Annotated in this window: 29 protein-coding genes and 2 tRNA genes; 16 read left to right on the top strand and 15 right to left on the bottom strand. The window is 67.4% G+C overall.

Features of this window, described 5'->3' with window-relative positions; genetic code table 11:
- Window positions 1-12 precede the first annotated feature (12 nt).
- Window positions 13-477 carry an Lrp/AsnC family transcriptional regulator gene (locus tag NO931_RS03230; RefSeq protein WP_256391184.1) on the bottom strand — a complete coding sequence of 155 codons (465 nt, stop codon included), beginning with the start codon at window positions 475-477 and terminating at the stop codon, window positions 13-15.
- A 146-nt stretch (window positions 478-623) separates the two neighbouring features.
- On the opposite strand from NO931_RS03230, the gene NO931_RS03225 reads away from it, so the two are divergent.
- From NO931_RS03225 to NO931_RS03210, 4 genes are all read left to right on the top strand, one after another.
- Entirely contained in the window at window positions 624-1,199 is a 576-nt protein-coding gene (locus tag NO931_RS03225) for an NADPH-dependent FMN reductase (RefSeq protein ID WP_256391183.1), read from the top strand.
- A gap of 74 nt (window positions 1,200-1,273) precedes the next feature.
- Window positions 1,274-1,966 (top strand): YIP1 family protein, encoded by a 693-nt coding sequence (locus NO931_RS03220; protein WP_256391182.1) that lies wholly within the window; start codon window positions 1,274-1,276, stop codon window positions 1,964-1,966.
- Window positions 1,967-2,134: 168 nt separating this feature from the next.
- Complete coding sequence (gene ddfA / locus NO931_RS03215) at window positions 2,135-2,413, top strand: DdfA family disk-determining factor (RefSeq protein ID WP_256391181.1); 279 nt, start codon at window positions 2,135-2,137, stop codon at window positions 2,411-2,413.
- A gap of 58 nt (window positions 2,414-2,471) precedes the next feature.
- Entirely contained in the window at window positions 2,472-3,005 is a 534-nt protein-coding gene (locus NO931_RS03210; RefSeq protein ID WP_256391180.1) for an HAD family hydrolase, read from the top strand.
- 15 nt (window positions 3,006-3,020) lie between these two features.
- Here NO931_RS03210 and NO931_RS03205 read toward each other — a convergent pair whose 3' ends face one another.
- The 6 genes from NO931_RS03205 to NO931_RS03180 form a co-directional block, all read right to left on the bottom strand.
- The gene (locus NO931_RS03205) at window positions 3,021-3,680 is read right to left on the bottom strand and encodes a uracil-DNA glycosylase family protein (RefSeq protein WP_256391179.1); all 660 of its coding nucleotides are present in this window, start codon (window positions 3,678-3,680) and stop codon (window positions 3,021-3,023) included.
- Between the two features lie 224 nt (window positions 3,681-3,904).
- A tRNA-Thr gene (locus tag NO931_RS03200) sits at window positions 3,905-3,978 on the bottom strand.
- A gap of 11 nt (window positions 3,979-3,989) precedes the next feature.
- Window positions 3,990-4,472 carry a GNAT family N-acetyltransferase gene (locus NO931_RS03195; RefSeq protein ID WP_256391178.1) on the bottom strand — a complete coding sequence of 161 codons (483 nt, stop codon included), beginning with the start codon at window positions 4,470-4,472 and terminating at the stop codon, window positions 3,990-3,992.
- A gap of 67 nt (window positions 4,473-4,539) precedes the next feature.
- Window positions 4,540-5,136, bottom strand: coding sequence for a CBS domain-containing protein (locus NO931_RS03190; protein ID WP_256391177.1), 597 nt, complete (start codon window positions 5,134-5,136; stop codon window positions 4,540-4,542).
- Window positions 5,137-5,275: 139 nt separating this feature from the next.
- Window positions 5,276-6,037 (bottom strand): GTP cyclohydrolase III, encoded by a 762-nt coding sequence (locus NO931_RS03185; protein ID WP_256391176.1) that lies wholly within the window; start codon window positions 6,035-6,037, stop codon window positions 5,276-5,278.
- A gap of 78 nt (window positions 6,038-6,115) precedes the next feature.
- Complete coding sequence (locus tag NO931_RS03180; RefSeq protein WP_256391175.1) at window positions 6,116-6,436, bottom strand: DUF5785 family protein; 321 nt, start codon at window positions 6,434-6,436, stop codon at window positions 6,116-6,118.
- A 413-nt stretch (window positions 6,437-6,849) separates the two neighbouring features.
- On the opposite strand from NO931_RS03180, the gene tbsP reads away from it, so the two are divergent.
- The gene (gene tbsP, locus NO931_RS03175) at window positions 6,850-7,665 is read left to right on the top strand and encodes a transcriptional regulator TbsP (protein ID WP_256391174.1); all 816 of its coding nucleotides are present in this window, start codon (window positions 6,850-6,852) and stop codon (window positions 7,663-7,665) included.
- On the opposite strand, the gene NO931_RS03170 is transcribed toward tbsP, so the two are convergent.
- Together NO931_RS03170 and mct are read right to left on the bottom strand one after the other, a co-directional pair.
- The gene (locus NO931_RS03170; protein WP_256391173.1) at window positions 7,662-9,509 is read right to left on the bottom strand and encodes a helicase HerA domain-containing protein; all 1,848 of its coding nucleotides are present in this window, start codon (window positions 9,507-9,509) and stop codon (window positions 7,662-7,664) included. The genes tbsP and NO931_RS03170 overlap by 4 nt on opposite strands.
- 128 nt (window positions 9,510-9,637) lie before the next feature.
- A complete protein-coding gene (mct, locus tag NO931_RS03165) occupies window positions 9,638-10,807 on the bottom strand; it encodes a succinyl-CoA:mesaconate CoA-transferase (RefSeq protein WP_256391172.1) in 1,170 nt (389 codons plus the stop codon).
- Between the two features lie 174 nt (window positions 10,808-10,981).
- On the opposite strand from mct, the gene glmS reads away from it, so the two are divergent.
- The 5 genes from glmS to citE are packed head-to-tail and all read left to right on the top strand — an operon-like array spanning window position 10,982 to window position 16,398.
- Entirely contained in the window at window positions 10,982-11,422 is a 441-nt protein-coding gene (glmS, locus tag NO931_RS03160) for a methylaspartate mutase subunit S (protein WP_256391171.1), read from the top strand.
- Window positions 11,423-11,426: 4 nt separating this feature from the next.
- Window positions 11,427-12,860: a methylaspartate mutase subunit E gene (locus NO931_RS03155; RefSeq protein WP_256391170.1), complete on the top strand. Its 1,434-nt coding sequence runs from the start codon at window positions 11,427-11,429 to the stop codon at window positions 12,858-12,860.
- Between the two features lies 1 nt (window position 12,861).
- Complete coding sequence (locus NO931_RS03150) at window positions 12,862-14,169, top strand: methylaspartate ammonia-lyase (RefSeq protein ID WP_256391169.1); 1,308 nt, start codon at window positions 12,862-12,864, stop codon at window positions 14,167-14,169.
- A gap of 17 nt (window positions 14,170-14,186) precedes the next feature.
- Window positions 14,187-15,320, top strand: coding sequence for a 2-methylfumaryl-CoA hydratase (gene mch, locus NO931_RS03145; RefSeq protein ID WP_256391168.1), 1,134 nt, complete (start codon window positions 14,187-14,189; stop codon window positions 15,318-15,320).
- A gap of 40 nt (window positions 15,321-15,360) precedes the next feature.
- Window positions 15,361-16,398: an L-malyl-CoA/beta-methylmalyl-CoA lyase gene (gene citE, locus NO931_RS03140; RefSeq protein ID WP_256391167.1), complete on the top strand. Its 1,038-nt coding sequence runs from the start codon at window positions 15,361-15,363 to the stop codon at window positions 16,396-16,398.
- Window positions 16,399-16,429: 31 nt separating this feature from the next.
- Here citE and NO931_RS03135 read toward each other — a convergent pair whose 3' ends face one another.
- The gene (locus NO931_RS03135) at window positions 16,430-17,002 is read right to left on the bottom strand and encodes a response regulator (RefSeq protein ID WP_256391166.1); all 573 of its coding nucleotides are present in this window, start codon (window positions 17,000-17,002) and stop codon (window positions 16,430-16,432) included.
- Window positions 17,003-17,116: 114 nt separating this feature from the next.
- Window positions 17,117-19,087, bottom strand: coding sequence for a PAS domain-containing protein (locus NO931_RS03130; protein ID WP_256391165.1), 1,971 nt, complete (start codon window positions 19,085-19,087; stop codon window positions 17,117-17,119).
- Window positions 19,088-19,260: 173 nt separating this feature from the next.
- Here NO931_RS03130 and NO931_RS03125 point away from each other — a divergent pair, with 173 nt between their 5' ends.
- From NO931_RS03125 to NO931_RS03115, 3 genes are all read left to right on the top strand, one after another.
- Window positions 19,261-19,650 (top strand): hypothetical protein, encoded by a 390-nt coding sequence (locus NO931_RS03125; RefSeq protein ID WP_256391164.1) that lies wholly within the window; start codon window positions 19,261-19,263, stop codon window positions 19,648-19,650.
- Between the two features lie 123 nt (window positions 19,651-19,773).
- On the top strand, window positions 19,774-20,121 hold the full coding sequence (locus NO931_RS03120; protein ID WP_256391163.1) for a winged helix-turn-helix domain-containing protein: 348 nt from the start codon (window positions 19,774-19,776) through the stop codon (window positions 20,119-20,121).
- Between the two features lie 8 nt (window positions 20,122-20,129).
- Window positions 20,130-20,486 (top strand): hypothetical protein, encoded by a 357-nt coding sequence (locus tag NO931_RS03115; RefSeq protein WP_256391162.1) that lies wholly within the window; start codon window positions 20,130-20,132, stop codon window positions 20,484-20,486.
- Between the two features lie 394 nt (window positions 20,487-20,880).
- On the opposite strand, the gene NO931_RS03110 is transcribed toward NO931_RS03115, so the two are convergent.
- Both NO931_RS03110 and NO931_RS03105 read right to left on the bottom strand, forming a co-directional pair.
- A tRNA-Ser gene (locus NO931_RS03110) sits at window positions 20,881-20,962 on the bottom strand.
- A 55-nt stretch (window positions 20,963-21,017) separates the two neighbouring features.
- The gene (locus tag NO931_RS03105) at window positions 21,018-21,773 is read right to left on the bottom strand and encodes a hypothetical protein (protein ID WP_256391161.1); all 756 of its coding nucleotides are present in this window, start codon (window positions 21,771-21,773) and stop codon (window positions 21,018-21,020) included.
- 69 nt (window positions 21,774-21,842) lie between these two features.
- Between NO931_RS03105 and NO931_RS03100 the strand changes: the two genes are divergently transcribed.
- On the top strand, window positions 21,843-22,037 hold the full coding sequence (locus tag NO931_RS03100) for a hypothetical protein (RefSeq protein ID WP_256391160.1): 195 nt from the start codon (window positions 21,843-21,845) through the stop codon (window positions 22,035-22,037).
- Window positions 22,038-22,058: 21 nt separating this feature from the next.
- Here the strand turns inward: NO931_RS03100 and NO931_RS03095 are convergent, their stop codons facing one another.
- Window positions 22,059-22,691: a uracil-DNA glycosylase gene (locus tag NO931_RS03095; RefSeq protein ID WP_256391159.1), complete on the bottom strand. Its 633-nt coding sequence runs from the start codon at window positions 22,689-22,691 to the stop codon at window positions 22,059-22,061.
- A 259-nt stretch (window positions 22,692-22,950) separates the two neighbouring features.
- Between NO931_RS03095 and NO931_RS03090 the strand changes: the two genes are divergently transcribed.
- Window positions 22,951-23,913: a DUF7344 domain-containing protein gene (locus NO931_RS03090; RefSeq protein ID WP_256391158.1), complete on the top strand. Its 963-nt coding sequence runs from the start codon at window positions 22,951-22,953 to the stop codon at window positions 23,911-23,913.
- Window positions 23,914-23,915: 2 nt separating this feature from the next.
- Here NO931_RS03090 and NO931_RS03085 read toward each other — a convergent pair whose 3' ends face one another.
- Complete coding sequence (locus NO931_RS03085; protein ID WP_256391157.1) at window positions 23,916-24,947, bottom strand: Mrp/NBP35 family ATP-binding protein; 1,032 nt, start codon at window positions 24,945-24,947, stop codon at window positions 23,916-23,918.
- 109 nt (window positions 24,948-25,056) lie between these two features.
- On the opposite strand from NO931_RS03085, the gene NO931_RS03080 reads away from it, so the two are divergent.
- Window positions 25,057-25,818: a hypothetical protein gene (locus tag NO931_RS03080; protein ID WP_256391156.1), complete on the top strand. Its 762-nt coding sequence runs from the start codon at window positions 25,057-25,059 to the stop codon at window positions 25,816-25,818.
- Window positions 25,819-25,852: the final 34 nt, after the last annotated feature.

Genomic DNA, 25,852 nt, shown 5'->3' with positions numbered 1-25,852 from the left:
CGCGCGTCGCTCTTACTCCGACGAGAAGTCGTCGAACGGCGTCGTCTCGTGGCTGCGGACGAGCACTTCGTCGGCGACGGTCAAGTCCATGTCGAGCAGCTCCTGAGCGACCGGCGTGATGTCGTCGTCGGTCTCTCCCACGGCGGTCACCAGCAGGTTCTGCTCGCCCGTCACGAGCTCCTGAACCGAGACGACGCCCGGGATGTCCAGCACGTCCTCGATGAGATCGCCGCGCTCGGTGATCGACGCCGTGCAAAAGAGGAGCATCCGGAGCGGGTAGCCCGACGCCTGGTAGTCGATGTCGGCGCTGTACCCCTTGAGGACGCCCTCGGACTCCAGGCGCTGGATCCGCTTGCGCACCGTGCTGGAGGACGCCTCGGTCCGCTCGGCGATCTCGCCGGACGACAGCCCGCGGGCGTCCTCCTGGAGCGCGTGGAGGATCTCCCGGTCGACGTCGTCGAGTTCCGTGTCGGACATACGTCACGATTTACCGCGCAGGGTCTAAGGTACTTCGCTGCCCGCGCGTCGCCGCTCGACGACGCCCAGTCGTGACGGCTCCGGGAGTTTCGGCCGCATCGAATCGCTCCACAATCTATTGGGTCCCGGCCCGCGTGTGCCCGACCATGGCCGAGAATACGCACGTCGTCGCGATCTGCGGGAGCCTCAGAGACGAGAGTCACACGCGAACCGCCCTCGCCGTCGCGCTCGACGCCGCGGAGCGGGTTGGTGCGTCGACGGAGCTGATCGACCTCCGGGAGCTGGAGCTACCGGTGTTCGACGCCGATGCCCCGGACGCCGGCGACGCGCCGGAGCTGGCCCGCAGGGTTCGCGAAGCCGACGCCGTCCTGCTCGGGACGCCGATGTACCACGGCTCGTACTCGTCGGTTCTCAAGACCGCGCTGGACTACTGCGGGTTCGACGAGTTCGAGAACGAGACGGTGGGGCTGCTGGCCGTCGCCGGCGGACGATTTCCCGTCACGGCGCTCGATCACCTCCGATCGGTCTGTCGCGCGCTCGACGCCTGGGTGCTGCCGTACCAGGCGGTGGTCCCCCGGGCGTACCAGGCGATCGAGGACGACGAGTTCGTAGACGACGAACTCGAAGAACGCGTCGCGACGCTCGGGCGCCGCGTCGTCCAGTACGCCGGAATCGAGCCGGACCCGGAAACCTTCGAGAGCGAGGAGAACATCGGCGCCTGACCGCCCGCAGCGTCCGCCGGATGGATGGCCACTGCGGCGTCGCGCCGAGTTGACGACCGCCGTCGTGCCCGCGGATGGCAACGCTTTATCGGCAGGGCGCCCACGGTAGAGGCGATGAGCGAGCGAACGCCGACGAGCCGAACGGGTCGCCCCACTGCAGCGCGGAGGCGGTCGCCGTGACCGGCGTCGCCGACCGCGTCGGCGCCGAGGACCACCTCACGACCGAGCTGGTACGGTCGTGGCTCCGCGTGCTCGTCTCGCCCCGGCGGTTCTTTCGGGAGCGCGTCGTCCCCCGCGACCAGGCGCCCGGCCTGCTGTTCGCGATGGGCGTCGTGCTCGTCGCCGAAACCACTCGCGTCGCGTTCGTCCCCGGCGCGTCGAACGCTGGCTCGCCGCTGTTCGATGTCGTGCGGATCCTCGCGGCGGTGCTGTTCGTGACGCCCGCGGCGTTGCACGTTCTCGCCGCGCTCCAGACCGTGCTGTTGATTCCGCTGGCACCGGACCGCGCCGGCATCAGCGAGACGGTACAGGTGCTCGCGTACGCCGCCGCCCCGTGCGCGCTGACGGGCGTCCCGATCGTGGAGGTGCGCGCGCTGGCGGGGCTGTACGCCGCCGCGCTGCTGACGATCGGGCTCTCCGAGGTCCACCGGATCTCTCTCGGCAGGAGCGTACTCGTCGGCGCCGTTCCGGCGTTCCTCGGCTACGGACTGGGGTTCAGGGCCTTCGATGCGATCACGGCGCTGCTTGCGCGCTGGTACATCATCTGAGTCCGATCCCGGATGTCGGCGTCGGACTGCTCGTGATCGGGCCCGGATTTTGTCAAATTAGAGTTCCCTCCCGATTACATTGGTTCCTTAGAAATATCCGAAATCATCAATAAAGGCTGGTGAAATCTCTCGTCAATCTTTTATCGTTGCGCACCGAGAGGGTGAACAATGACTCCCACTCCCCAACGAGACGACTCGGCCGCACAGTCGCCGAGCGAGGCCGTCGTCGAGGCGCTGGCGGACGCGAAGGGCGTCGATCCGCTCGAACTCGAGCCCCTCTATCAGGTCATCGACCCGGACGCGCTCGACGCGCTGTTCGACGGGACGGCCGGCGGGGATCGTCGACAGGGCCGCGTCGAATTTCGGACATCGGGCTACCGCGTCGAAGTGACCGCCAGCGGGCGGGTTCATCTCACCAGTCTCGAAGCGCTCGAAGCCAGCAATTGAGCGGCATCGTCGTCGGACTCACCGAAGTACTCTTCGTCCGGTCGCCACAACGGCCGGTATGATCGACTCCTACGACGGCGTCGTCTTCGACCTCGACGGGACGATCGTCGACCTCGACGTCGACTGGGCGGCCGTCGCGAGCGACGTTGCTGCGGTGTACGACGACGCGGGCGTCGGCGCCGACGGGCGCGGCCTGTGGGCGATGCTGGAAGACGCCGAAGAACACGGCATCCGCGATCGGGTCGAGGCGACCATCGCGGACCACGAGCGGGACGGCGCCCGAACGTCGACGCGCCTCCCGTCGGGCGACGATCTCGCGACGGTCGAACCGGTCGCCGTCTGCTCGCTCAACTGCGAGACGGCCTGCCGGATCGCCCTGAAGACTCACGATCTCGACGACCACGTCGCCGCGGTGGTCGGGCGGGACACCGTCGCGACGCACAAACCCGATCCGGAGCCGCTGCTGGCGGCGATCGATCGCATCGGCGTCGCCCCGGACGGCGCGCTGTTCGTCGGTGATTCGGAGCGCGACGCCGTAACTGCCCGGCGCGCCGGCGTCGACTACGCCGACGTGTCGGAGCTGCGTCGGTAACGGGGCCGCGGTCGGCTATCGGACCATGTACCGCTCGTCGTCGACGAGGAACCGGCTGAGGTCAGAGGTCTGGCGGTAGTCGCCAGCCAGCATCGCGCGGAGCCGCGCGTCGATGCGCTCGGCGTCCGTGTCGGTCCACTCCGTCGGCTCCCGGATCGGAACGACGAGGAAGCCGCTGCCCTTGATTTCGGCGGCGTGTAGCTCGCGCATGTCCAGTTCGAGGCGCCTCGCCTGGGCGGTGTAGTTCTCCAGAACGTGTGCGGTCGCGCGCTCGCCGACGGGCAGCAACACGTGCGCCGCGATGGCCCGAAGTTCGGCGTCGAAGAACGGTTCCAGTTCGGCGTATTCGCGCTCGTCGGGGGATTCTCCCTCCGGCAGACAGCACATGTAGAGGTAGCTCAGGAAGACGTTCGACGGGTCGGGGTCGCCGTCGGATTCGGCCAGCAGCCCTACGTTCCGTAACACGTCCTGCAACCGATCGCCGGCGCCCGAGTCCGTGAACGGGATCCCAGTCTCGCGGCCGCCGTGGACGTCCGGGCGGTCGCCGATCACGTGGAAGTCGGCGTTGGCGTCGCCGTAGCCGAACGCGGCCTCGGGGCCGTCGGCCGCGCAGACGTCCTCACAGGGCGGTCGCATGCCGAACGGGTTGCTCGTCCGGTCTGTTACGTTCTCCACGCCGGCCACGTTGGGCTACGGTCGATAAAACGAACTCGGTTCGGCGTCGGCGAGGACCGGGCCGGCGTCGAGTTGTAGACGGTCCGCCCTCGGAGCGGCGTTCGGGTTGGGAGGGGATCTGAACCACGGTCGTTCCCGTTCGCTCGCTGCCGCTTGCTCACTTCCCGCTCCCCGATTCACATCTTTCCGGTCGCTCTTCGTCCTCACGTTCGTTCGGACAGAAGAGCCAGGGAGGGGATTTGAACCCCTGGATTCTCGATTACAAGTCGAGTGCTTGAACCGCCCAAGCTCCCCTGGCGCGAATAGTCGTTAGCCCCCATCCTTTGAGTGGTTTTCGTCTCGCAGTCGCTTCTCCAGCGCGACCCGGTGGCGACCGTATCCGTTCGACCGATAAAATCTGCGGGCGGCTTCGTTGTCGGCCATCGCCTCGACGGTGATCGCGTCGGCGCCGTTCGCGGCGAGGTCGGCTTCGGCCCGAGCGAGCAGCGACGCCCCGACGCCAGCGTCGCGGAACGCCGGCCTGACGTACAGGTTCTGGACGACGCCGCGGTCGACGTCCGTCTCGAAGCCCTCGCCGGCGCGCTCGTAGGTCACGAACCCGACGATCTCACCGTTCGCCCGCGCGACGAACGCCTCCTCGGCGATGGCGTGGCGGTTCATCGTCTCCGCGATCCGCGAGCGGTTGGCTTCGGGGCGGATGTGCGTGCCGTGAGCGCGCTGCTCGCGGGCCAGCGCGACCCAGAGATCGGAAAGTTCGTCGACATCCTCGATCGCGGGCCGTTCGATGTCCATGGCTAGCGGTTCGTCAGTATCGTGAGCGACCGAGACGGTAACCCCCGGCGAGGAGCTCCCGTTCGACTCACACGTCTCGACAGTCGGCGCAGATGAGCTGCCCGTTGAAGTTCTGGAGGTCGCGGGTCAGCGAGCCGCAGCTCTCGCAAACGCTCTGAGAGGAGTAGTTCGTGTTCGCGCTCGCACGGGCGCGATCGTCCGAGACGCTCCCGGCGGCAGCGGCCTCGGTACCGACGTCCGCGCCGATCGGCTGTCGATCCGACTCCACGCCGGCGCCGCCGTTCTGTAGCAGCGAGGTCGCTGCAGTCACCGCGTCGTCGGCGGTCAGCACGCCGACCAGTTCGTCGTCGTCGGTCACGAGCAGTCGCCGGGTGCCCTGCGTCGACATCAGGTCCAGCGCGTCGAGGAACGATCGGTCGGGCGCGGTCGTCGGCTCGGGCTCCCGCATCACGTCGCCGACCGTCATCGACGCCGCGTCGTCCGAGACGTGCGACAGCAGGTCGTGAGCCGTCACGACGCCGACCGGCCGGCTGCCCCGGACGACGGCGGCGAGCGTCGCCTCGTCCTCGCAGAGCACGTCCGCGACGTCCGCGACCGCGTCGGACTCGCTGACGCCGACGTACTCCCGGGACATCATGTCGCGCACTGTCACGTCGTCGTCCATGTGACAAAGTAGCAAGCGAGCGGTCTAAAAGCTACCTACACCACACTTATCACCGTTCCCGCGGTAGATTAGTTCTTGTAGACGTTTTCGGCGCTCGGTGTGGCTGCTCTCGAACCAGGATGGTCGTCCGAAAGCGGTGTCACTCGGCGAACCAGACCGCGTCACCGCTCGCCCGGGCGTTCTCCAGCGCGTGTTTGGCGTCCATCCCGGCCTCGTGGGCCGTCTTCCCGGCGCCGACGCCGACGCGGAGGTCAACGCCGGCGATCTCGGAGACGTGGTCGATCGCGTCGATGTAGTCCTCTTCGCCGAGCGTCGGACATGTCGCGATGACGTTGTCGCCGCCGACGAAAAAGGAGAGCGCGTCGTTTTCGCCGTGCATCTGTTTCATCAGCGTCGCGTACCCCTGCTCGATCTCGATGAACGTCTCGAACGCGCTGAGCCGGTCGGTGTACTCGCCGGTCGCGTCGATCACGTCGAAGTGGGCGATCCGGACGTCCTCGTCGGTACGGTGCTCGTCTCCGATCGTGCGCCCGCACAGAATTTCGCGGCGGTTCTTGTCCTGCGCGCTGCCACGGTCCTGCAGCCGATCGGTGGCGTCCGCGAGCGCGTGGGCGGGCGTCGTGCCCGTGGCCACCGAGAGGCTGACGGTCACCGGGTAGCGGTTCCCGATCGACTCCTGGATCATCGCGTGGTCGGACTCGTCGAGCCCGTTGGTCACGGCGATCATGTTGTCGAACCGGGTAAAGAAGACGTAGCCGCCCCGGTTGCCGACGAGCTGCGAGAGGTCAGCGTACAGGCGGGACTGTAGCGTCTGGAGGTCGACTTCCCGGCGCGGTTCCGGCGTCACCGTCCACGGGCCGTAGTTGTCGATCTGAACGAGCGTAACCTGCGTGTTCGTCACGGTATCACCTTCTTGTGAAGCATCTCGTATAAGTGACGCGAAGCGGCGCGGCAGTCAACTGCGGTCCGGCGTCCCGACTCAGGCGCGCTTGGTCTCGGGATTCGAGCCGACGGGGTGGTAGTCCCAGTAGCCGCCCTCGCGGATCGCTTTCCCGACTTCCTTGTGCATGTCGACGATCGTCTCGAACTCCTCGGCGTCGACGTGCTCGAAAATCTCTCGGAGGCTGACGACGCGCTGGTAGTTGATGCGGATCGGCTCGTCGCCGTGCTCGGCGACGAACTCCTCGGCCGACAGCGGGAAGTCCTCGTCCTCGTCGACCTTCTTGGCGATGATCGCCATCCCGTACTTACGCATCCCTTCGCTGCCCTCCTCGTCGTCGGGATCGTGCGGCCAGTCCATACACCGATCTGTGGACGGATTCGGGAAAAACGTTCCTATGCCGGCGACAGCGATCCGTCGAGCGCGAACAGTACGAGGGTGTCGGCCCGGCGTCGTACTATCTGCACCTGCTCCGAAGGACGATTCCCCGTTCAGGATTGCCACCGTCGTCGACACCGGTTTCGATATCAGCGCTGTCCGTGGCGCGACGAACGCGCGCGAGGGGGGAGTCGTGTCGTTAGTTCTAACGAGACGCCCGAGAGATTTGCGGCGACGGAGCAAAATTGAACAAGGACGGATATATCCTTATGCGGACGATAGCACGATCCGAGGGCCGTGCCGTCGACGGTTGTTTCCGCGGTGATTGGCGTAATTTGCGATCACCACCCGCAGGCCGATAAAATTAAATGTGTGAAGAGTTAACAGAGTAGCGTATGAGCGAGAATATACTCGATCGAACGCGAGCGGACCTCGTGCGCGACGCCGTCGACGCGGCCGACGACGAACTGACGGCGGTGAACCCGTCCGGCGAGACAGTTCGGGAACTCGTGTCGACGCTGGCGGACGCCGACGCGCCGCCGACGGTGCGCCTGCTGGGCCACCCCGACACGGTCAAGGACGTGATGAGCGACTTCATCGTCGCCAGCAACGCCGCCGACCTGATCGAGGCCGATGCGCTCGAACTCCGCGTGAACGAGGACGCCGAGGGGAACCCGCTGTTGCTCCACGACGACGCCGTCGTCGCCGTCGTCGACGCCGGAGCGTCGGTCGCCGGGCTCGTCTCCGACGACGACGCGTTCGTCGCCGACGCGATCGAGACCTACGGTCGACAGTGGGACGAGGCGGAGACGTACCCCCTGCGGACGCCGCCGCTGTCGAAGGTTCGCGAGGGCCTCTCGACGGAGATGGGCGAGCACGCCGAGCGGGACTTCGAGGCGATGCTGGGGTCGCTCGAAACCGCGCGCGGCGACGGCGACGGCCTCGACGAGGTGACGATCAGCCTGCTGGTCGCCGCCAAGAACGAGGAACTGCTGTACGACGTGAGCAAGTGGGGCGAGGACACCGGCGTCGCCAGCAAGGCGACGTTCTCCCGCACCAAGACCGAGCTCGAGGAGATGGGCCTGATCGAGACGGAGAAGGTTCCGATCGACGTCGGCCGTCCGCGCCTGCGCCTGACGCTCGGTGACGACCGACTCGAAGCCGCGGGCAACGATCAGCTCGCGACGGTCGCCCAGTCGATGCTCAACTAGGCGTCGAACCGTTCGAGCAGCGCGTCGAGCCCGTCTACGTCTTCTTCGACCCGTTGTCCGCAAGCGATCAGCGCATCGAGATCGAACGCGTATTCGCCTTGCGGGTTGCGAACGAGGTACGGTCGATCGCGGAGCTCCGAGAGGAACGTCCAGACGTACTGGACCTGCACGTCGGTCCGCTCGGCGATCGACGCCGCGGCGATCGGGCCGTCCGCCGCGACTTCTTCGACGACGGCGCGCCGCGCGGCCTCGTCGACGTGGGCTCGCTCCGCGGCGTCGGCGACCTCCGGCGCGATCGGATCGCTGCGGACGTACGCCAGCACGCTTTCGGCGTCGAGGTCTTCTGCTGTAGTCTCTGCTGACGAGTCGGGGCGCTCCGTGTCCGCAGCGTCGTCGCTCGTCGTCGACTCGCTCTCCGCTGGCTGTGTATCCGCGTCGACCGCGACCGCGGCGTCGCCGTTCGAGTGTTGTCTGCCGGCATCGCCATCGTCCGGTCGCTCGGGGGCGACGCCATCAGCGCCCGGTCGTTCCGGAGCAACGCCGTCAGCGTCAGTCGCCGCGGCATCCGCGGCGTCGGCCCCGCCGGCGGGGAACGACGCCTGCACCGTGGCCCGCTCGTCGTCGAAGTCGATCGGCGCGGTCGCCTCCTGCAGGCGCTGGTTCTCCGCTTCGAGCTGGTCGATGTACTCGTGGGCGTCGTCGAGTTCGGCTTCCAGATCTTCGACGCGGTCTTCGAGTTCCCCGATGCGGTCGTCCTTGGCGGCGAGTCGCGACTCGACCTCCTCCGGCGTCGACGCCACGTCGCCCCGCGAGAACGCGTTGGCGAGCTGGCGGGCGGCGTTCGAGACGTCCCGTGCGTTCTCGAGGTCCTGCTCTAACTGGTTGATCTTCGCGACCTTCTTGTCGAGTTCCTGCTGGAGGTCGGCGAGTTCGCTCTCGCGTTGCTCCTCTTCCTCGGAGATCGTTTCGAGGTCGTCCATCAGCGAGTCGCTGACGGACTTGAGTTCGGGCCGCTCGAAGTCGTCGAGGCCGGGCGTGGCGCCGGCGTCGAACGTGCGCTTGCGACGGAACTGGATCTGGCGCACGTCGACCTCGGTCCAGTCGGTCTGGAGGAACGCCTCGCCGTCGGCCAGTTCGGAGACGGCTTCCTGGTACTCGGTGTCGACGACGCGCCCGACGACTTTGGTGTCGTTGTCCCAGGTGAGCCGGTGCCAGACGAGCCAGTTCGCCTGCGTGATGAAGTCCTTCTTGACGTCGGCGGGCCGCTGGCTGATCCCCATGATACCGAGCCCGTGCTTGCGCCCGCGCTTGCCGATCTTGATCAGCATCTTGCCCGTCTCGCCGCCGCCGCCCTTCTGGGGGAGGTACTCGTGGACCTCCTCGACCACCAGCAGGAACGGTTTCTTCAGCTTCTTTTCCTTGGTGAACAGGTGCCGGGCGGTCTCCCGGAGCAGTTCGTCAGCGACGTCCTCGTCCAGATAGCCCGAGACGTCGAGAATGATCGGGACGTTCTCCTCTAAGGCGAGATTCGCGATCTTCTCGGCGTGGTCGGGGCCGATCTGGATGTCGCACTCCTCGTCGGCGCCGGCGTGGAGCAGTTCGTACTCCTCCTTGAGCCCGTAGTACTCGCCGTCGGTGTCGACGATCAGGACGGGGTAGCCCGCGTCGAGCAACTCCTCGATCACGACGCTGGCTGTGTTTGACTTCCCGGATCCGCTCTTGCCCGTCACGAAGCCGCGGCCCGTCAGCACGTCGACGACGGGGAGTTCGACGGGCGCGCCCGAGTTTTCCTCGCCCGCCGCGGCGGTCAGCTCGCCGATCCGGATGCGCTCTTGCTCGCTCACTCGCGGTCCCCTCCCCTGTGTGTCGCTCGCTGACTCGTCATTACCAGTACCGTTTCCCGACGCATACTTGAAACCTCGCCCGGCGAGGAAAAATGGGCCCCAGTCAGTCGTCCGCTATGGCTCCCCGATCAGTCGTCCGCCTCGGCCTGTGCGGCGTCGTCCAGTAGCTCCGACCGGTGTTCGTCGAGCAGCGGCGCGCGCTCGCCCGGCCGGGTCGGCGTCCGAGTCATCTTGATGGGATTCCCCGCGATCGCGACTTCGGCGTCGGCGCCCGGCTGGTCGACGCCGACGCGCATCTCGCGCGCCTCGACGTGAGGATCGGCCGCGATGTCGGCAGCGTCCTGCACGGGAGCGGTCGGCAGCCCGTCGAGCGCGTCGAGCACGGCGTCGGTCGGCTTGCTCCGCGTCCACTCGACGATGGCCTCACGCAGCGACTCGCGGTTGGCGAGCCGGCTTTCGCGGTCGGGATACTCCGCTGCGAGATCCGGTCGATCCATCGCCTCGCAGAGTTCGCGCCAGTGGTTGCTCCCGAACGCGGCGATCACGACGTAGCCGTCCGCGGTCTCGAACGCGTCGTAGGGGAACAGCGTCGGGTGTGAGTTGCCCTGTCGGGTCGGCGCCGCGCCGTCGTAAGAGTGCTGGTAGACCGTCCGCTCGCAGAGGCTGATCATGGCGTCGTACATCGCGGTGTCGACGTACTGGCCCTCGCCCGTGCGGTCGCGGTGGTGGACCGCGGCGAGAATCCCCACCGCGTTGAGCGCCGCGGTGAAGAGGTCGCCGACACCGGGGCCGACCTTCGTCGGCGGGCCGTCCTCCTGGCCCGTGATCTCCATGACGCCGCCGAGCGCCTGGGCGACCAGATCGAACGACGGTTGCCCTTGTCGATGGGTCTCGCCGGTACGCGGGTCGCCGAAGCCCCGGATCGAGCTGTAGATTAACTCGGGGTTGCGCTCCCGCAGCGTCTCGTAGCCGAGATCGAACTGCTCCATCGTCCCCGCGCGGTAGTTCTCGACGACGACGTCTGCGCGCTCGACGAGCGAGAGGAAGTCCTCGCGGTCGGCGTCGTCGCCGAGGTTCAGCTCGACGCTGCGCTTGCCGCGGTTCACGGACTGAAAGTAGCCGCCGTACGCTTCGGCGTCGGCGTCCTCGTAGAACGGCGGGTTCGACCGGATGAGGTCCCCGCCCGGGCGCTCGATCTTTACCACGTCCGCGCCCATGTCCGCGAGCAACATCGTGCAGTACGGGCCGGCGAGCACCTGCGTCAGATCGAGCACGCGCAAGTCGTCGAGCGCTCCCATGGAGTGGGCGTCGGGGAGGGGAGGGAAAAACATTCCCTATAAATCATGAAGAATGTGGTTGTCTCTCAACCGTTGTGATTGTCTACCATCCGACTATATCTAATCCCTTAAGGAATATTATCATGAAAAACCATTAACTATAAGGGTTCTTCATTCGACCGTCGAGACACCGACATGGCGAAGACAGTCATCCTCGGCGTCATCGGATCCGACGCGCACGTCGTCGGCATCACGATTCTAGAACAGGCCCTGCGCGCAGCGGGGTTCGACGTCGTCAACCTGGGCGTCCAGACCTCTCAAGAGGACTTCATCACCGCAGCGGACGACGCCGACGCCGAGGCTGTACTGATCTCGTCGCTGTACGGCCACGCGGAACAGGACTGCCAGGGGTTCCGCGAGCGCCTCGACGAGGCCGGCCTCGACGTCCTGACCTACATCGGCGGCAACCTCGCCGTCGGACAGGACGACTTCGAGGAGACCCGCCGGAAGTTCCGCGAGCTCGGCTTCGACCGGGTCTTCGACTCGGAGACCGACCCGGAGGACGCCATCGCGGCGCTCCGGCAGGACCTCCAGCTCGCCGCGACCGAGGCCGAGCGCCACCGGGTCGAGGGATAGCTCGATGCTGCGAGACGAGCCCATCCCCGACGAGCAGTTGCGACGCATCGACGAGAACGTCCGCGGGAACTGGCCGACCGGCGAGGCCGTCGACTTCGAGGAAGCGATCGCGTTCCACGAGTCGCTCCCGGCCTCGAAGCGCTTCGCGGACGTGCTCGAATCGGCCGACAAGCCGCTGTTGCAGCCCCGGGCCGGCGTCCCGCGGCTCGACGAGCAGATCGAGTTGCTCGAACACCTCCAGAACGCGGGGCAGGCCGACCTGCTGCCCACGACGATCGATTCCTACACCCGGGACAACGAGTACGAGAAGGCCCAGCAAGGGCTGAACGACGCCCGCGAGAACGGCGGGGACACGCTCAACGGCTTCCCCGCGGTCAACCACGGCGTCGAGGGCTGTCGCGAGCTGATCGAGGCGCTCGACGCGCCGATCGAGGTCCGCCACGGGACCCCCGACGCCCGGCTGCTCGCGGCGATCACGTTCGCCGGCGGGTTCCAGAGCTTCGAGGGCGGGCCGATCTCCTACAACATCCCCTACACCAAGGAGCACGACCTCGAAGCGACGATCCGCCACTGGCAGTACGTCGACCGCCTCGCGGGCGCCTACACCGAGCGCGGCGTCCGGATCAATCGCGAGCCGTTCGGCCCGCTGACCGGGACGCTGGTGCCGCCCTGCATCGCCATCGCGGTGATGGTGATCGAGGGGATGCTCGCGGCCACGCAGGGCGTCCGCTCGATCACGCTGGGCTACGGGCAGGTCGGCAACCTCGTTCAGGACGTCGCGGCGCTGCACGCGCTGCGCTCGCTCGGCGAGGAGTATCTGGGCGACGACGTCGCGGTCACCACCGTCTTCCACGAGTGGATGGGCGGGTTCCCCCCGGACGAGGCCCGCGCGAACGGCGTCATCGGGCTCGGCGGAATGACCGCCGCCGTCGCCCAGCCGGACAAGGTCATCACCAAGTCGCCCCAGGAGTTCCAGGGCGTCCCGACCAAGGAGGCGAACGCGGCCGGGCTGCGGACGACCCGCCAGCTCGTCGACATGGTGATCGAGCAGAACGTCCAACTCGTCGGCGTCGACCGCGAGCTGAACCTGATCCAGAAGGCCAGCCGCGAACTGATCGAAGAAGTGCTCGCGCAGGGAGACGGCGACGTCGCGCAGGGCACCCTCGCGGCGTTCGACTCGGGCGCACTGGACGTTCCGTTCGCGCCGAGCGACAGCGCGAAGGGCGACGTGCTGCCGGCCCGCGACGACGACGGCCGCATCAGGATCTTCGAGTTCGCCGACCTCGCGCTGTCCGACGACGTCAAGGAGATCCACGGGAACCGGCTGGACTCCCGGGCGAGCACGGAGGGGCGCGACCAGACATTTAGAATGGTCGCCGACGACGTCGACGCGATCAGCGACGGCAAACTGATCGGCCGACCGCAGGGGGACGACTGAGATGGCGGAGATCCGCGCCGTCCGGGCGATTCCGACCGTCTCGGGCTTTTTCTTCGACGACCAGCGCGCGATCAAAGCCGGCGCCGAGCGCGACGGCTTCGACTACCGCGGCGACCCCGTCACGCCCGGCTTCGACGCCGTCCGCGAGGCCGGCGAGGCGCTGACGGTCGAACTCGAACTCGCGGACGGCACCGTCGCGACCGGCGACTGCGCCGCGGTCCAGTATTCGGGCGCGGGCGGCCGCGATCCGCTGTTTCGCGCCGCCGAATACCGGCCGGTCGTCGAGGACGTCGTCGGTCCCGAACTGGTCGGGCGCGACGCCGACGCGTTCGCCGACAACGCCGCCACGATCGAGTCGCTATCGCCCGCCTCGGGTCGCTCCGGGAGCAGCGGCGACCCCGGCGCCGACAGTGGAAAACTCCACACCGCGGTGCGTTACGGCGTCTCGCAGGCGCTGTGCGACGCCGCGGCGTCGGCGCGCGGAACGACCCGAACCGACGTGCTGGCCGACGCGCTCGGGACCGATCCAGCGACCGAACCGGTCCCCGTGTTCGGCCAGTCCGGTGACGACCGCCGGACGAACGCCGAGAAGATGCTCGTCAAGGGCGTCCCGGTGCTCCCCCACGGCCTGTTCAATAGCGTCGAGAAGGTCGGCGCGGACGGTGAGGGCCTGCGCGAGTACCTCGCGTGGCTCGCCGACCGGACGGCCGAACTCGGATCTGGCTCGTACGCGCCCCGGTTCCACGTCGACGTGTACGGCGTGCTCGGCGACGTGTTCGGCCCGCCGTACGACCGCGACGAGGTCGCCGACTACTTCGACTCCCTGCGGGCGGCCGCCGCTCCCTACCCCCTCCAGATCGAGGGGCCGATGGACGAGGGCCACAGGGGAGAACAGATCCGCGCGATGGCCGAACTGCGCGACGGCCTCGCGGACGCCGGCGTCGGCGTCGACATCGTCGCTGACGAGTGGTGCAACACCTTCGACGATGTCCGGGCGTTCGTCGACGCCGGCGCGGCCGACCTCGTCCAGGTCAAGACGCCGGATCTGGGCGGGATCCAGCGCAGCGCCGAGGCGGTTCGGTACTGCGAGGGCACCGACACCCGAGCCTATCTCGGGGGCACCTGCAACGAGACGGACGTCTCCGCGCGGGCTTGCGCCCACGTCGCGCTGGCGACCGACGCCGCGCAGGTGCTCGCCAAGCCCGGAATGGGGTTCGACGAGGGGTACATGATCGTCGAAAACGAGATGCGCCGGACGCTGGCCCGGCGCGACGCCGACGGCGCGCGAACCGCCGCGGCCGACGACTGACCGAGAGTTCGACACCGATGACAGACGACACTGATCCGACAGACTGGACCGATCCCGAGACGTTCCGCGCGGCCCTCGACCGGGCCGAGACGCGCGAGAAGGGCACCTACTTCGAGGCGTTCGCCGAAGGCGACCGCATCGAGCACGACCCCGGCATCCGGCTCTCGCGGGCCGGCAACGAGCGCTGGATGAGCCAGACGCTCAACCACGATCCGGCGTTCTGGCGGACCGACGCCGCCGCCGAGTGGGGGTACGACGAGCCGCCGATCCACCCCGACTACCTGCTGGCGGCCACGATGGGCCCGAGCGTCGAGGACCTCAGCGAGAAGGGCGGCTACTTCCTCGGGCGCACCGACGTGCGCTACCGAGCCGACGCAGTCTATCCGGGGACCGAACTCCGGGTCGACTCGACGGTGATCGAGACGCGCGCGTCGGGCTCCCGGCCCGAGTACGGCATCGTCACCTGGGAGACGACCGGCCGGGACGCCGAGACGGGCGACGCGCTCGTCTCCTACCGCCGGACGAACATGATCCCGCGTCGCGAACCACTCGAAACCGACGGCGGGCAGACGGCCGGAACCGACGGCGGGCAAACGACCGGAGAGCGGACTGATGCCGACCCCGAACTGGGGCTCCCCGACACACTTCTGACGCCCGACGGCCAGCATTTCGAGGATTTCCGCGCCGCGCTCGACGACGCCGACGGACGGGACGCCGCGGTGGCGTACCGCCACGAGCGCGGGCGGACGATCGACGACGCGCTGCTCGCCGGCCTCCCGCTGTCGACGCTCAACACCGCCAAGCAACACCACGACGCCGCGACGATGGCCGACTCGCCGTCGGGCGAGCCGGTCGTCTACGGCGACGTGACCCGGTCGATCGCGTTGGGTCACGCTCGCTCGGACGAACGCACGTACCGAGAGGTGGGGTACGACGACGAGCGCTTCCACGACTTCGTGATCGCCGGCGACACGATCTACGGGTTCACGCGCGTGCTGGGCGCCAGCGAGACGCCGACGGTCGAGCTGCCGTCCGGCGTCGATGCGACTGGCGCCGCCGGTGAAGTTCGCTTCCAGCACGTCGCGTTCAACCAGGACGAGGAGCCCGTTTACTCGGGCACGAGAACCGCGCTGATCGAGACGCGAGACTGACCGAGCTACGACGACCACAACCGACACCACGACATCCACCATGCCACGACTCTGCCGCACGTTCCAGACCGCACCGGCCGCCGTCCCCCGCGAGGACTCGGCGAAGTATCTCCGCTCGGGCCTGACTGCCGAAGGGTTCGCACTGCCCGACTGGCTCGTGCCCGACCTCGAAGACGGCACGGCCCCGGAGATGAAAGACGCCGCGCTGGAGAACACGGTCGACCTCCTTCCGGAGTACGCCGACGACTTCGCCGGCGAGCTCTGGCCGCGCGTCCAGTGGGGGTACGACAGCGAGCGCGCTCGGGACCGCGGGCGCGAGGAGATCGAGACGCTCGTCCGCGAGGTCGGCGCCGAGATCGACGGCGTCGTCGTCCCGAAGGTCGGCCGCGTCGAAGACGTGCGACGTGCGCTCGACGCCGTCGACGAGTTCGAGCGAACCTACGGCGTCGACGAGGGATCGATCGGGCTCTCGGTCATCGTCGAGTCGGCGCGCGCCGTCTCCGATCTCCCCGAGATCGCCCGCCTCGGCGAGGACGACCGCCTCTCCGGGCTCGTGTTCGGGCCGGTCGACTACACCGCGGAATTGGGTGGGCGGGAGTTCGACGGCTCGCGCCCGACCTGGCCCGCGCTGCTCGAACGACTCTCGAACGAGGCCAGCGCGGCCGATCTCGTCGCGGTCGGCGGTCCCTTCGACCAGCTGTTCGAGGAGCGCGCCGGCGTGACATTTTACAATGGCGACGCCTACGCCGATCAGGTCGAGCGCGAAGCCGCGGTCGGGCTCGACGGAAGTTGGTCGCTTCACCCCAACCAGACCGAGCAAGCCAACCGCATCCACATGCCCCGCCCCGAGGAACTGCGCCGCGACGTCGAGCGAATCGAGGCGTTTCAGGACGCCAAGTCCGAGGGCACCGGCGCGGTCTCGGTCGACGGGCAGATGATCGACGAGGCGACGTTCAAGAACTTCGCCAACACCGTCGAGACCGTCCGGCGGATCCACGAAACGCGTCCGCGCCAGACCGACGAACGCTTCGACGACGCGCTGCTGGAGCGGGCGCTCGCACTCGACACCGAGTGGTGACGGCGTCGCGACGCCGCCGGCCGGCAACCGGTCAGGCGTCCTCGAACTCGCTCGCCGAAAAGTCGAGTTCGTCGTACTCGCGCAACATCCGTTCGAGATCCTCGCGGAGCGACTCGGCCAGCACCGTCAGCTCCTCGTACCGGTCGTCGGCTTCCAGTTCGTGGTAGGGCTTCTGGTCTTCGAGCGTCGAGAGCTTCGCCTTGAGCCGGAAGTACTCGTCGAGGCGCGTGTCGTAGGAGTCGAGCAACAGCTGCGTCTCCACGGCGTCCTTCACGTCTTCTTCGGTGGCGGGCTTGACGAGGTACTCGTCGAACTGCATGTCGACGATGTCGAAGTCGGGCTCGATCGCGGTCACCATCACGACCCGGCAGTCGTACCCCTCCTCGCGGAGCCGCTTGAGCACCTCGTCGCCCGCCAGCGCGGGCATCCGGCGGTCGAGCAACACGACGTCGACATCGTCGTCCAGTGTCTCCAGCGCTTCCTCCCCTCCGTAGGCGCGTTGGACCGAATAGAGGTCTTCGAGATAGGTCGCGTACAGGTCCGTCACTCGCTCCTCGTCGTCGACGACGAGGATCGTGGCCTCGGGACCTACGTGATCGTCCATCACACGGGGGTTTCGTGACATCCGTAAAATAGTTTCGCACCGCGTCAGTCGCGTCATTGCCGGCGACACTGTGGCTCTGGCCGCTGCGCCGAGCGCCGCCAGAGGAGTGGACAGTTACTGAAACAGCACCGTCGGCCGACGCGACGCTTCCGCGACCGGCGTCTCGTCGTCGATCGTCGGCAAGCGGAGCGTCGCGACCGTTCCGCCGTCGGCCGCCTCGCGCGGGCGGATCTGGAACGAGCCGCCGTACCGCGTCACGATCCAGTTGACGAACCAGAGCCCGAGGCCGTCCCCGTGTTCGACCGATGTCTCTCGGCCCGCTTCGACGACTGACGCTTCGACGCCCGGGATCCCCGGGCCGTCGTCGACGACCGTGAGTTCGATCTCGTCGCTCCGGTCCGAGGCGGCGACCGTCACCCGCGTCCCGGTCGACGGGTCGTGTGCGATCGCGTTCGCGATCAGTTCCGTCACCGCGGCCTCGATCTCGACGCCGGTGCAGATCGATCGGTCGGTCGCCACCCGCACGTCGATGTCGGCGTCCGGATGCTCGTCGCGCAGCTCGCCGGCGATTCTGGCGAGCAACTGCGTCGGATCGATTCGTTCGGGCTCCCTGGGCTGTCGGGCGTACTGCTCCAGGGTTCGCACTCGTTCGCTCAACTCGACGAGCGACGACGAGGCGGCGCGGATCTGATCGACGACGTCATGATCCACCTCCGCCGCCGTATCCAGCATCTCGACGCGCCCCTGCAGCACGTTCATCTCGTTGCGCAGGTTGTGTCGCAGGACGCGGTTTAGCAGTTCGAACAGCTGGTCGGTCCGCTTGCGCTGGGTGACGTCCTCCTGGAATCCGACGAAGTGAGTGACGCGCCCGCCGTCCTCTTCGACGGGACTGACGGTCACTCGGTTCCAGAACGGGACGTCGTCGGCCCGGTAGTTGAGAATCTCTACCGAAACCGGCTCCCGTGCTTCTATCGCTTCCCGAAGCCGATCGACGGCGTCGGAATCCGTGGCCGGACCCTGCAGCTTGCGACAGTTCTCGCCGAGGAACTCTTCTTCCGAGTAGCCCGTCAGTTCCTCGAACGCTGCGTTCACGTAGACTACCGGGTTGTCCGGCGCCGTGGCGTCCGCCAACGTGATCCCCACGTCCGTGTTTGCGATCGCCCGATCCTTGACCCGAAGCTCGGCCTCCTGTCGCTTGCGCGTGGAGATGTCCCGCGCGACGCCCTGGATCCGTCTGGTTCCGTCGTGGGTCTCGACGATCGTCGCGTTGACTTCCAGCGTCACGGTCGCCCCGTCGGCGTCCAGAAAGTCGAGTTCGAGATTCTCGACCGGGTCACCGTCCAGCAATCCCTCGAAGGCGTCCGACGCGTCCTCACCGGACGAATCGTCGATGTACGTCGTGAACGACGTTCCGAGGATCTCGTCCGGAGCGATCCCCAGCACGCGCTCGACCGAGGGCGAGATGTAGGTGAACCGCATGTCGGGCGAGATCCGATAGAGCACGTCGAAGCTGTTCTCGGCGATCCCCTCGAAGCGACGTTTCTCCGCTCGCAGGCGTTCGGTGCGACGCTGTAGCTGCCGCTCGTAGGACTGGCGTTCGAGCGCCTGGCCGGCCAGGCGCGCCACCAGCTCGACGAACAGCAGCTCCGCCTCCGAGAACGGCGATTGGCGGGTCGCTTCGTCGGCGAAACAAACCGTTCCGAACACCTCGCCGTCGACCATCAGCGGGCAGCCGACGTAGGACCCCAGCCGAAACGTGTCGTAGGCCGCCGCCGATATCTGCTCGGAGTTCTCGGCGTTCTGCACGCTCATCGGCGAGTCGAGTTCGACCGTCCGGCGACAGTACGCCTGATCGAGCGGGCACGTCTCTCCGCGACGGATCGTCTCGTGATCGCCGACGACGTGTTCGATGAGCTGCGCTCCGTTCTCGATCCTCGTCACGAATCCGAGCCCGACGCCGAGATATTCCCGGCCGGCAACGAGCATCGACTCGAGTTTCTGATCGACTTCCAGCTCCGGATCGGCGAACGTCGCGTACACTCGCTCTCGATACGTGCTGCGATTGCCTACGTCGTCCTGTCGCATGGTTTCTATCGCAGCCGGATCTGATCGCGATCGGCTGTCGTGATAGGGACAGGTTAGGATCGGAGACACATAAATAAGAGCGCTTGCTCGCACTGTCCGCAGTGTACCCCCGGGATTTGCTGGACCAGCAAATCCGAGTAATCACCTTATCAATAGCGCCAGTACGTGTTCGTATGTCCGACAACCCACCACTGAGGGATCGGCTCCAGCGAGACCTGACGGATAATTTCTCGGTCAGCGCGAGCGCCACGCTCGCCGCGCTGATCGCACTGTTCGCGTTCGCCCGGATCGGTGATTCGGCGACGGGAGGACTGTTGCTCGCGCTCGCTATCGCAGTGTTCGTTCCGTATGCGTACGAACAGTTCTGGCCCGAGGAGTACGCCGGCGCCGCAGCAGCCGTCTGGACGATCTCGGCTGCACTCGTCACGACGGGGCTTTTCGTCGGGATCTATCAGCTCTCGCTCGATGCGGGCGCGTACGCGCCGGGAATCGCGTTCGTCGTGACTGTGACGATCCAGTACGTCGTCGCCGCACTGTTTATGCGTGCTCGACAGAATGCCTGAGAGCAAACGGGCAGTGATGGATGATCAGTTTCCGGAATGAAACAGACACGCCACCACACCACGACACAGCGGCTGTTCCGCCCCGAGAGACTGTCGTCGACTTCTCGGCGGAGGTGGTTCGACGTGACTGACGATCCGGACCCGGACGAAGTACTCGCCTTGCTCGACGACGAGTACGCCGAAGCGATCCTTCGACAGACGCGCGACGCTGCACTGTCTGCAAAGGAGATCAGCAACGCGTGCGACATCTCCATCGCCACGGTGTACCGGCGGACGGAGCGGCTGGTCGACTGCGGGCTGCTCGCTGAACGCCGCGTGGCACAGCCCGACGGGAACCACCACAGCACGTACGAGGCGCGGCTGGACGAGCTCACGGTTCGTCTCACTGACGAGGGATTCGAGGTGACGATCGACGAGCGACCGACCGGCGATCTCGCCGACCGCTTTACCGACATGTGGGAGGGACTATGATGGCCGTAATGCAGGCGGTTAGCCCGCAGACCCAGTCCGACTATCTGCTCTTGCTGTCCGTCTCGCTGATCGCCGTCGGACTGGCGCTGTTCATCGTGTTTCACGCGTTCCGGGGGTATCGGCGCAACGACAGCGTTCGGATGCTGTTTCTCGCCTGCGGCCTCTGTCTGCTCACCGTCGTCCCGATGACCCTCTCGATCGGGGTCAACACACTGGGCCAGACTGTCGAGGTTCCCACTCGCGTCTACACGTTCTTCCTGCCGGTCCTGATCCGCGTGAGCGAGATCGCCGGGCTGTGCACCTTGCTGTACTCGCTCCTCGTCTCTCCTAGTCGATCGGAGCAGTCGGAGGGCCGCACTTCGTAGTTTCCGACGAATGCATCGCTGTCGGAGTTCGATCTCCGCGCCTTCGACTCGCTGTTCAGGAGATGCTCGCCGTGAGTTCGCGGTAGAACACGGTGGGGATGGGATTTGAACTACGCGAAGACGGTCCTGCTCGCCTCGCTCCGCTCGGCTGTGCGGGCTGCGACTTCTCTCGTTCAAATCCCGCGTTTACGCCTTGCTCGTCACGACGTCTCGCTCACTCCGTTCGCAAGCCCCTCGCAAAAGCCAGTGGGGATGGGATTTGAACCACGGTCGTTCCCGTTCGCTCGCTTGCGCTCGCTCACCTCCCACTCCCTGCTTCAAATCCCAACGTCTACGTTTCGCCGCTCACAGTGGCGAGCACACGAGGTGCTCGCCGTTCGTTCGCGGTAGAATACGGTGGGGATGGGATTTGAACCCATGAGGCTGACGCCACCGGTTTTCAAGACCGGCGCAATAGGCCGCTCTGCCACCCCACCTCGGGTACGACTACGCGCGTCCGTCCTTAAGAACTAACGGAAATCGCCCGCCCGGTCAGTCCCGGACGAGCGTCGGCTCGCCGCCCTCGTGCTCGACGCGCAGTCCGAGGTCGTCGATCAGCTTCGTCGTGAACTCGGGGACGATCCGGCCGGCCGTGACGCGGGAGCGCAGCATCGTGACCAGCGTCGTCAGCCCGTCGGCCGTGTCGACCGTCGGCAGCAGTTCGGTGTACTCGACGTCGTGACCGGCGTCGGTCGCGCGGGTCGCGAGCGTCTCCACGGCGGGCGGTTCGTAGGCGCCCTGAAAGTCGATCGTGTCAGTGAAGCCCGCGTAGTACACCTCGCCGCCGAGCGAGGGGCCGAGAACGACCGGGTTGTTCCGGAGCTTCATCGCCGCGCCGTCGATGTGCGTCCGGGCCATCAGCGGTACCGTCGGCAAGACGGCGGCCGCGGACTTGACCTCCTCGCTCTCCAGCAGGTGCGTGATCGTGTTGCCGACGCGGGCCGACCGCGAGGTGCCGACCTGCACCTCGAAGCGGACGTCGTCGATATCGTCGACGGCTTCGCGAGCGAGCGCGCGCAGTTCGTCCTCGGCGCTCTGCTCGCCTTTGTGCTCGTCGGGCAGATCGACGTCCGAGCGGTAGTTCACCAGTAGGTCGCCGCCGCTGGCGTCGACGGCGCGAAGCACGTCCTTGTACGCGGCGGCGTACAGGTCGGCGGCCTCGGCGGCCGACAGCGGCGTCGTCTCGGCGATTTCCGGCAGTACGAGCCCCTCGCGCGGCGGCTCCGCGACGACTGCGACGACTGTCATGCCGTAAACTCCCGGACGCGGACCCTTCAACCCGCCGTTTTATTGCCCGTCACGGGAAACCATCCCGGCGTGACACGACAACGACCGATCGCCGGCCTCGCGGTGCTGACGGTGGGAGCGCTCGCGGTCGGCGGCGTCTGGTCGCTGGCGTCGACGTTCGGACCGCCGGAAGCCGCTACCGCGGCGTTCGTCGCGGCGGCGCTGCTGATCGTCGGCGTCGTCGGCGTCCGCTCCGGGCGCTCGATCGAGAATCCCTACTGGTGACCGCGCGTCGGCGTCCGGCGTCTACCGGCCGCGCCGGCCCTTCGTCTGGCGGTAGTCCGTCGCCATCAGCTCGGCGAACGCCTCGACGAACGCCTGAGTTTCCTCGTCGGTCTGCTCGTCGGGCGCGATCATCGGCACCAGTTCGAAGCCGCGCCCGCGGATCCGCTCGCCGTGATTCTCGACGACGTCGAGGTCCTCGACCGGCGTCGTCGTGTACTCCGTGCCGATCTCCTCGAGCGCGCGCTCGCCGACCGGCACGATGATCTCGGGGTTGATCATCCGAATCTCGGCGTTGAGGTACGGCTCGCAGCTGACGACCTCCTCGTCGGTCGGCGCGCGATCGGGCTCCCGACAGCGAGTCAGGTAGGTGAGAAACGAGTTCGAGAGCTCCGGCTCCTCGCTGTCGGGCTGGGAGGCCGAGAGGCCGAGTCTCCGGAGGATCGAGAGCAGCTGTCGCCCCGCCTCGTCGCCAGTAAAGGGGACGCCCGTCCGGTCGGCGCCGGTGCCGGGCATCTCGCCGACGAACAGGAAGTCCGCGCCCACGTCGCCGTAGCCGTGGGCGATCGTCGAGCGCGTCTCGCAGAGCTCGGGGCAGTTCCGGCACTCCTCGTCCATCCCGAACGGGTTCGACAGCTCCTCCTGGTTCGCGTCCACACGCGACGTTGGCGCCGTCGGCACAAAAGGTCCTCGCTGCGCGCCGGCGAACGGTAGTGAACTGCCTGCAGATGCCGACCCGCTTGCTCGTGAGTTATTACCTGTTGTCCTCCTATACCTACGTCATAGTCGAAATTAAATTTCTATCTTGTTCACGTTGTCCCACAGTAGATACCCTTGTCTTCGTTTCAATACAGTTGGTGGCGCGGCGCGCGGAAGAGTCATAACGTCCACGAGCCGTCCCTCGAACAGATCCAAAATGGAACCGGGAGTGGCAGACGGCGGATGGGACGTCACCGAGAAGTCCGGCGCGATCGCGATCGGCGGACTGGGGCTGGTGCTCGGCGCCGTCGGCATCGAGTTCGTGCTGTCAGACCCCGAGCCGCTGGCGTGGTGGTCCTTCGAGTTCAGCGTCGCGGCGGCGCTTCCGGCCGTGCTGATGTACGCCGGCTACTGGCTCGCCCGGACCGACTTCGACGCCGACGAGCTCTGGAGCGTCACCGCGTGGTCGTTCGCCGGCGTCGTCGCGCTCACGACGGTCGGCGGCTGGCTGTTCGCCCACCAGACGGCCGAGGGCACGCACGTCACCGACCCCGGCTACCTGCTGGTCACGCTGGCGACCGTCGGCGCGCTCGGCGGGCTGACCGCCGGCGTCGCGAGAGCGGGGAGCATCGGCGGGAGCGCGACCGGGACTTCCGCCGATAGCGTCCGAACCCCGTCCGCCGACGAGGAGGACTCGGCAGCCTCGCTGGCGGAGGACGGCGACGCGTCGCGAGACGCCGCCGCGTCTGACACCGATGCGGATTGTGACGCCGACGCGGCGTCGGACGCGTGGGTCGGCCTCCCATCGATGCCCGTCAACGAGCGAGCGGCCGAGGACGTCGATCTGGAGGACGTCGTCGCGGGCGAGCAACGGCGGATCGCCGTCGAGTACCTCACGTCGACGCCCGGACGGGCGCTGACGGTCCACCAGCTGGTGGACCTGATCGTCGAGCGGCGTGAGGCGAAGACCGGTGACCGTCCGGACAGGGAGCCGATCGTGCGCAGACTGCACTGCATCGACCTGCCGAAGCTGGCCGCCGCCGGGCTGATCGAGCGCGACGAGCACGGCCGGATCCGCTACGTCGGCGGTCAGGAGGAGACGGCGCGGCTCTCGTCGCTCGTCGAGGCGATCGACGCGGTCGACGGCGGGGGCGACGACGATACTCCAGTCGACTTCTAGAACTACCTGCGACGCCGGACGATCCCGGCGTTGTTCGCGACGTTCGCGGCCATCTCGCGGAACGCTTCGCCCGTCTCGCTGTCGTCGTCGAGCACGATCGGCTCGCCCTCGTCGCCGCCCGTCCGGACGTCGGGGTCGAGCGGGATCGAGCCCACCAGCGGCATGTCGTGTTCCTCGGCGAAGCGCTGGCCGCCGCCGCTGCCGAAGATGTCGTGCTGGCCGCCACAATCCGGACAGCGGAACGACGCCATGTTCTCGGCGATGCCGAGTACCGGCGTGTCGTGCTTGCCGAACATCTCCAGGCCCTTGCGCGCGTCGTCGAGCGCGACGTCCTGGGGCGTCGTCACGATGACGGCGCCGGTGACCGGAACAGTTTGAAGCAGGGTGAGCTGCGTGTCGCCGGTGCCGGGCGGCAGGTCGATCACCATGTAATCGAGGTCGCCCCACTCGACGTCCTCCCAGAGCTGGGTGAGCACCTTGTGGACCATCGGGCCGCGCCAGATCACGGGGTCGTCCTCGCCGACGAGGAACGCCATGCTCATCAGCTTCATCCCGTACTGCTCGGGCGGGACGAGCGTCTCGTCTTTGGTGGCTTGCGGGGGCTCGTCGGCGTCGACCATCCGCGGGACGTTCGGCCCGTAGATGTCGGCGTCGAACAGCCCGACTCGCGCGCCAAGCTCCGAGAGCCCCGCCGCGAGGTTGACGGCGACCGTGCTCTTGCCGACGCCGCCCTTGCCCGACGCGACGGCGATCACGTTCTCGACGTTCGGGAACACCTGCTCGTCGGCCGGGATGTCGTCGTCCACGCGGGCCGACAGCGAGACCTCCAGCCCCTCGTCGCCGAGCACCGCGCGCACCTCGTTTGCGATCGCGGTCTCGTTCGGCGAGTACGGCGCGCCCAGCGCGAGCGAGATGTGCACCGACTCGTCGCCATCGAACTCGACGTCGTTGACGAGCCCGAGCGAGACGATGTCGTCGCCGAGATCCGGGTCCTCGACCTCCCGAAGGAGATCGAGCACGTCGTCTTCGTCCATGCCCTACGATAGGCGGTGACCCGGCGAAAAGAGTTGTGAAGGGGCGACGCCGCGGTTCGGCGTCGCGACGAGCGACCGATTTTTGGAGGACGCCGCGGAACCGTCGCGCATGAACGACGAGCGCGTTCCGGACTCCTTCGCCTCCCACGCGCTGGTGGTCGCCCGGTCTGTGGACACCGACGCCGGGGTCGACGTCCACAACGCCGCGCTGGCCGCGATTCTCGATCGCGCCGACGCCGTCGATCTGTGGGCTGACACCGAACTCGTCGCCGACGAGTATCCGGGCGTCGCGGCGTCGCTCCGGGAGGCGTTCGACCGAGTCGACGAGGACCGGTACCGCGCCACGCTCTCCGACTGTCGATCGGCGCTGGACGCGCTGCTGGCCACCGAGGGCGTCTACCGCTTTGTCGGCCTCGAACGGCTGGACGCCCGGGTCGACGATCGGCTGATCGCCCGGTACGTGCCCGACCACTCGAAGTTTCGCGTCGACTGCGCGGCCGTCGAAGGGCTGGACGCGGAGCTTCGGCGGACGCTCGCGGACGCCGAAGCCGCGATACTGCCGGCGCGAACGCTCGCGGAGTGGTCGTGTGACGGCACGCGGTACGAACTCCATCCACCGTCGCTCTGCACCGATCGCAGTTGCAGGGGTCTCTCCGGCATCACGTCCGTGCGGCTGGACGACGCCGAGCGCCGGATCGAACTGGAGTGGGTGGGGCCGAACGGCGTCCTGCAGCGCGCCGTCGATCTGCTGTTCCCCGACTCTCCGCGGGCGTTCGCGTTCGACGACGAAGGGGCGTACTGCGACGCCGCTGACGCCTTCGAGATGATCGCGAAGCGCCTCGACATCCCGATCGAGCGCGCGTCGGCGTGAGCGGCGCGCGCGGACGGAACGCACCATTTATTAC

It is taken from the genome of Natronoarchaeum rubrum (assembly GCF_024494695.1).
The sequence above is the reverse complement of the archived record's forward strand: the minus strand, read 5'-3'. Positions and strand labels throughout refer to the sequence as shown.

What these genes read in the sequence shown, in the direction of transcription:
- NO931_RS03230 (WP_256391184.1), bottom strand. Translation starts at nt 477, where the DNA reads ATGTCCGACACGGAACTCGACGACGTCGACCGGGAGATCCTCCACGCG.
- NO931_RS03225 (WP_256391183.1), top strand. Translation starts at nt 624, where the DNA reads ATGGCCGAGAATACGCACGTCGTCGCGATCTGCGGGAGCCTCAGAGAC.
- NO931_RS03220 (WP_256391182.1), top strand. Translation starts at nt 1,274, where the DNA reads ATGGCAACGCTTTATCGGCAGGGCGCCCACGGTAGAGGCGATGAGCGA.
- ddfA (WP_256391181.1), top strand. Translation starts at nt 2,135, where the DNA reads ATGACTCCCACTCCCCAACGAGACGACTCGGCCGCACAGTCGCCGAGC.
- NO931_RS03210 (WP_256391180.1), top strand. Translation starts at nt 2,472, where the DNA reads ATGATCGACTCCTACGACGGCGTCGTCTTCGACCTCGACGGGACGATC.
- NO931_RS03195 (WP_256391178.1), bottom strand. Translation starts at nt 4,472, where the DNA reads ATGGACATCGAACGGCCCGCGATCGAGGATGTCGACGAACTTTCCGAT.
- NO931_RS03190 (WP_256391177.1), bottom strand. Translation starts at nt 5,136, where the DNA reads ATGGACGACGACGTGACAGTGCGCGACATGATGTCCCGGGAGTACGTC.
- NO931_RS03180 (WP_256391175.1), bottom strand. Translation starts at nt 6,436, where the DNA reads ATGGACTGGCCGCACGATCCCGACGACGAGGAGGGCAGCGAAGGGATG.
- tbsP (WP_256391174.1), top strand. Translation starts at nt 6,850, where the DNA reads ATGAGCGAGAATATACTCGATCGAACGCGAGCGGACCTCGTGCGCGAC.
- mct (WP_256391172.1), bottom strand. Translation starts at nt 10,807, where the DNA reads ATGGGAGCGCTCGACGACTTGCGCGTGCTCGATCTGACGCAGGTGCTC.
- glmS (WP_256391171.1), top strand. Translation starts at nt 10,982, where the DNA reads ATGGCGAAGACAGTCATCCTCGGCGTCATCGGATCCGACGCGCACGTC.
- NO931_RS03155 (WP_256391170.1), top strand. Translation starts at nt 11,427, where the DNA reads ATGCTGCGAGACGAGCCCATCCCCGACGAGCAGTTGCGACGCATCGAC.
- NO931_RS03150 (WP_256391169.1), top strand. Translation starts at nt 12,862, where the DNA reads ATGGCGGAGATCCGCGCCGTCCGGGCGATTCCGACCGTCTCGGGCTTT.
- mch (WP_256391168.1), top strand. Translation starts at nt 14,187, where the DNA reads ATGACAGACGACACTGATCCGACAGACTGGACCGATCCCGAGACGTTC.
- citE (WP_256391167.1), top strand. Translation starts at nt 15,361, where the DNA reads ATGCCACGACTCTGCCGCACGTTCCAGACCGCACCGGCCGCCGTCCCC.
- NO931_RS03135 (WP_256391166.1), bottom strand. Translation starts at nt 17,002, where the DNA reads ATGGACGATCACGTAGGTCCCGAGGCCACGATCCTCGTCGTCGACGAC.
- NO931_RS03130 (WP_256391165.1), bottom strand. Translation starts at nt 19,087, where the DNA reads ATGCGACAGGACGACGTAGGCAATCGCAGCACGTATCGAGAGCGAGTG.
- NO931_RS03125 (WP_256391164.1), top strand. Translation starts at nt 19,261, where the DNA reads ATGTCCGACAACCCACCACTGAGGGATCGGCTCCAGCGAGACCTGACG.
- NO931_RS03115 (WP_256391162.1), top strand. Translation starts at nt 20,130, where the DNA reads ATGCAGGCGGTTAGCCCGCAGACCCAGTCCGACTATCTGCTCTTGCTG.
- NO931_RS03105 (WP_256391161.1), bottom strand. Translation starts at nt 21,773, where the DNA reads ATGACAGTCGTCGCAGTCGTCGCGGAGCCGCCGCGCGAGGGGCTCGTA.
- NO931_RS03090 (WP_256391158.1), top strand. Translation starts at nt 22,951, where the DNA reads ATGGAACCGGGAGTGGCAGACGGCGGATGGGACGTCACCGAGAAGTCC.
- NO931_RS03085 (WP_256391157.1), bottom strand. Translation starts at nt 24,947, where the DNA reads ATGGACGAAGACGACGTGCTCGATCTCCTTCGGGAGGTCGAGGACCCG.
- NO931_RS03080 (WP_256391156.1), top strand. Translation starts at nt 25,057, where the DNA reads ATGAACGACGAGCGCGTTCCGGACTCCTTCGCCTCCCACGCGCTGGTG.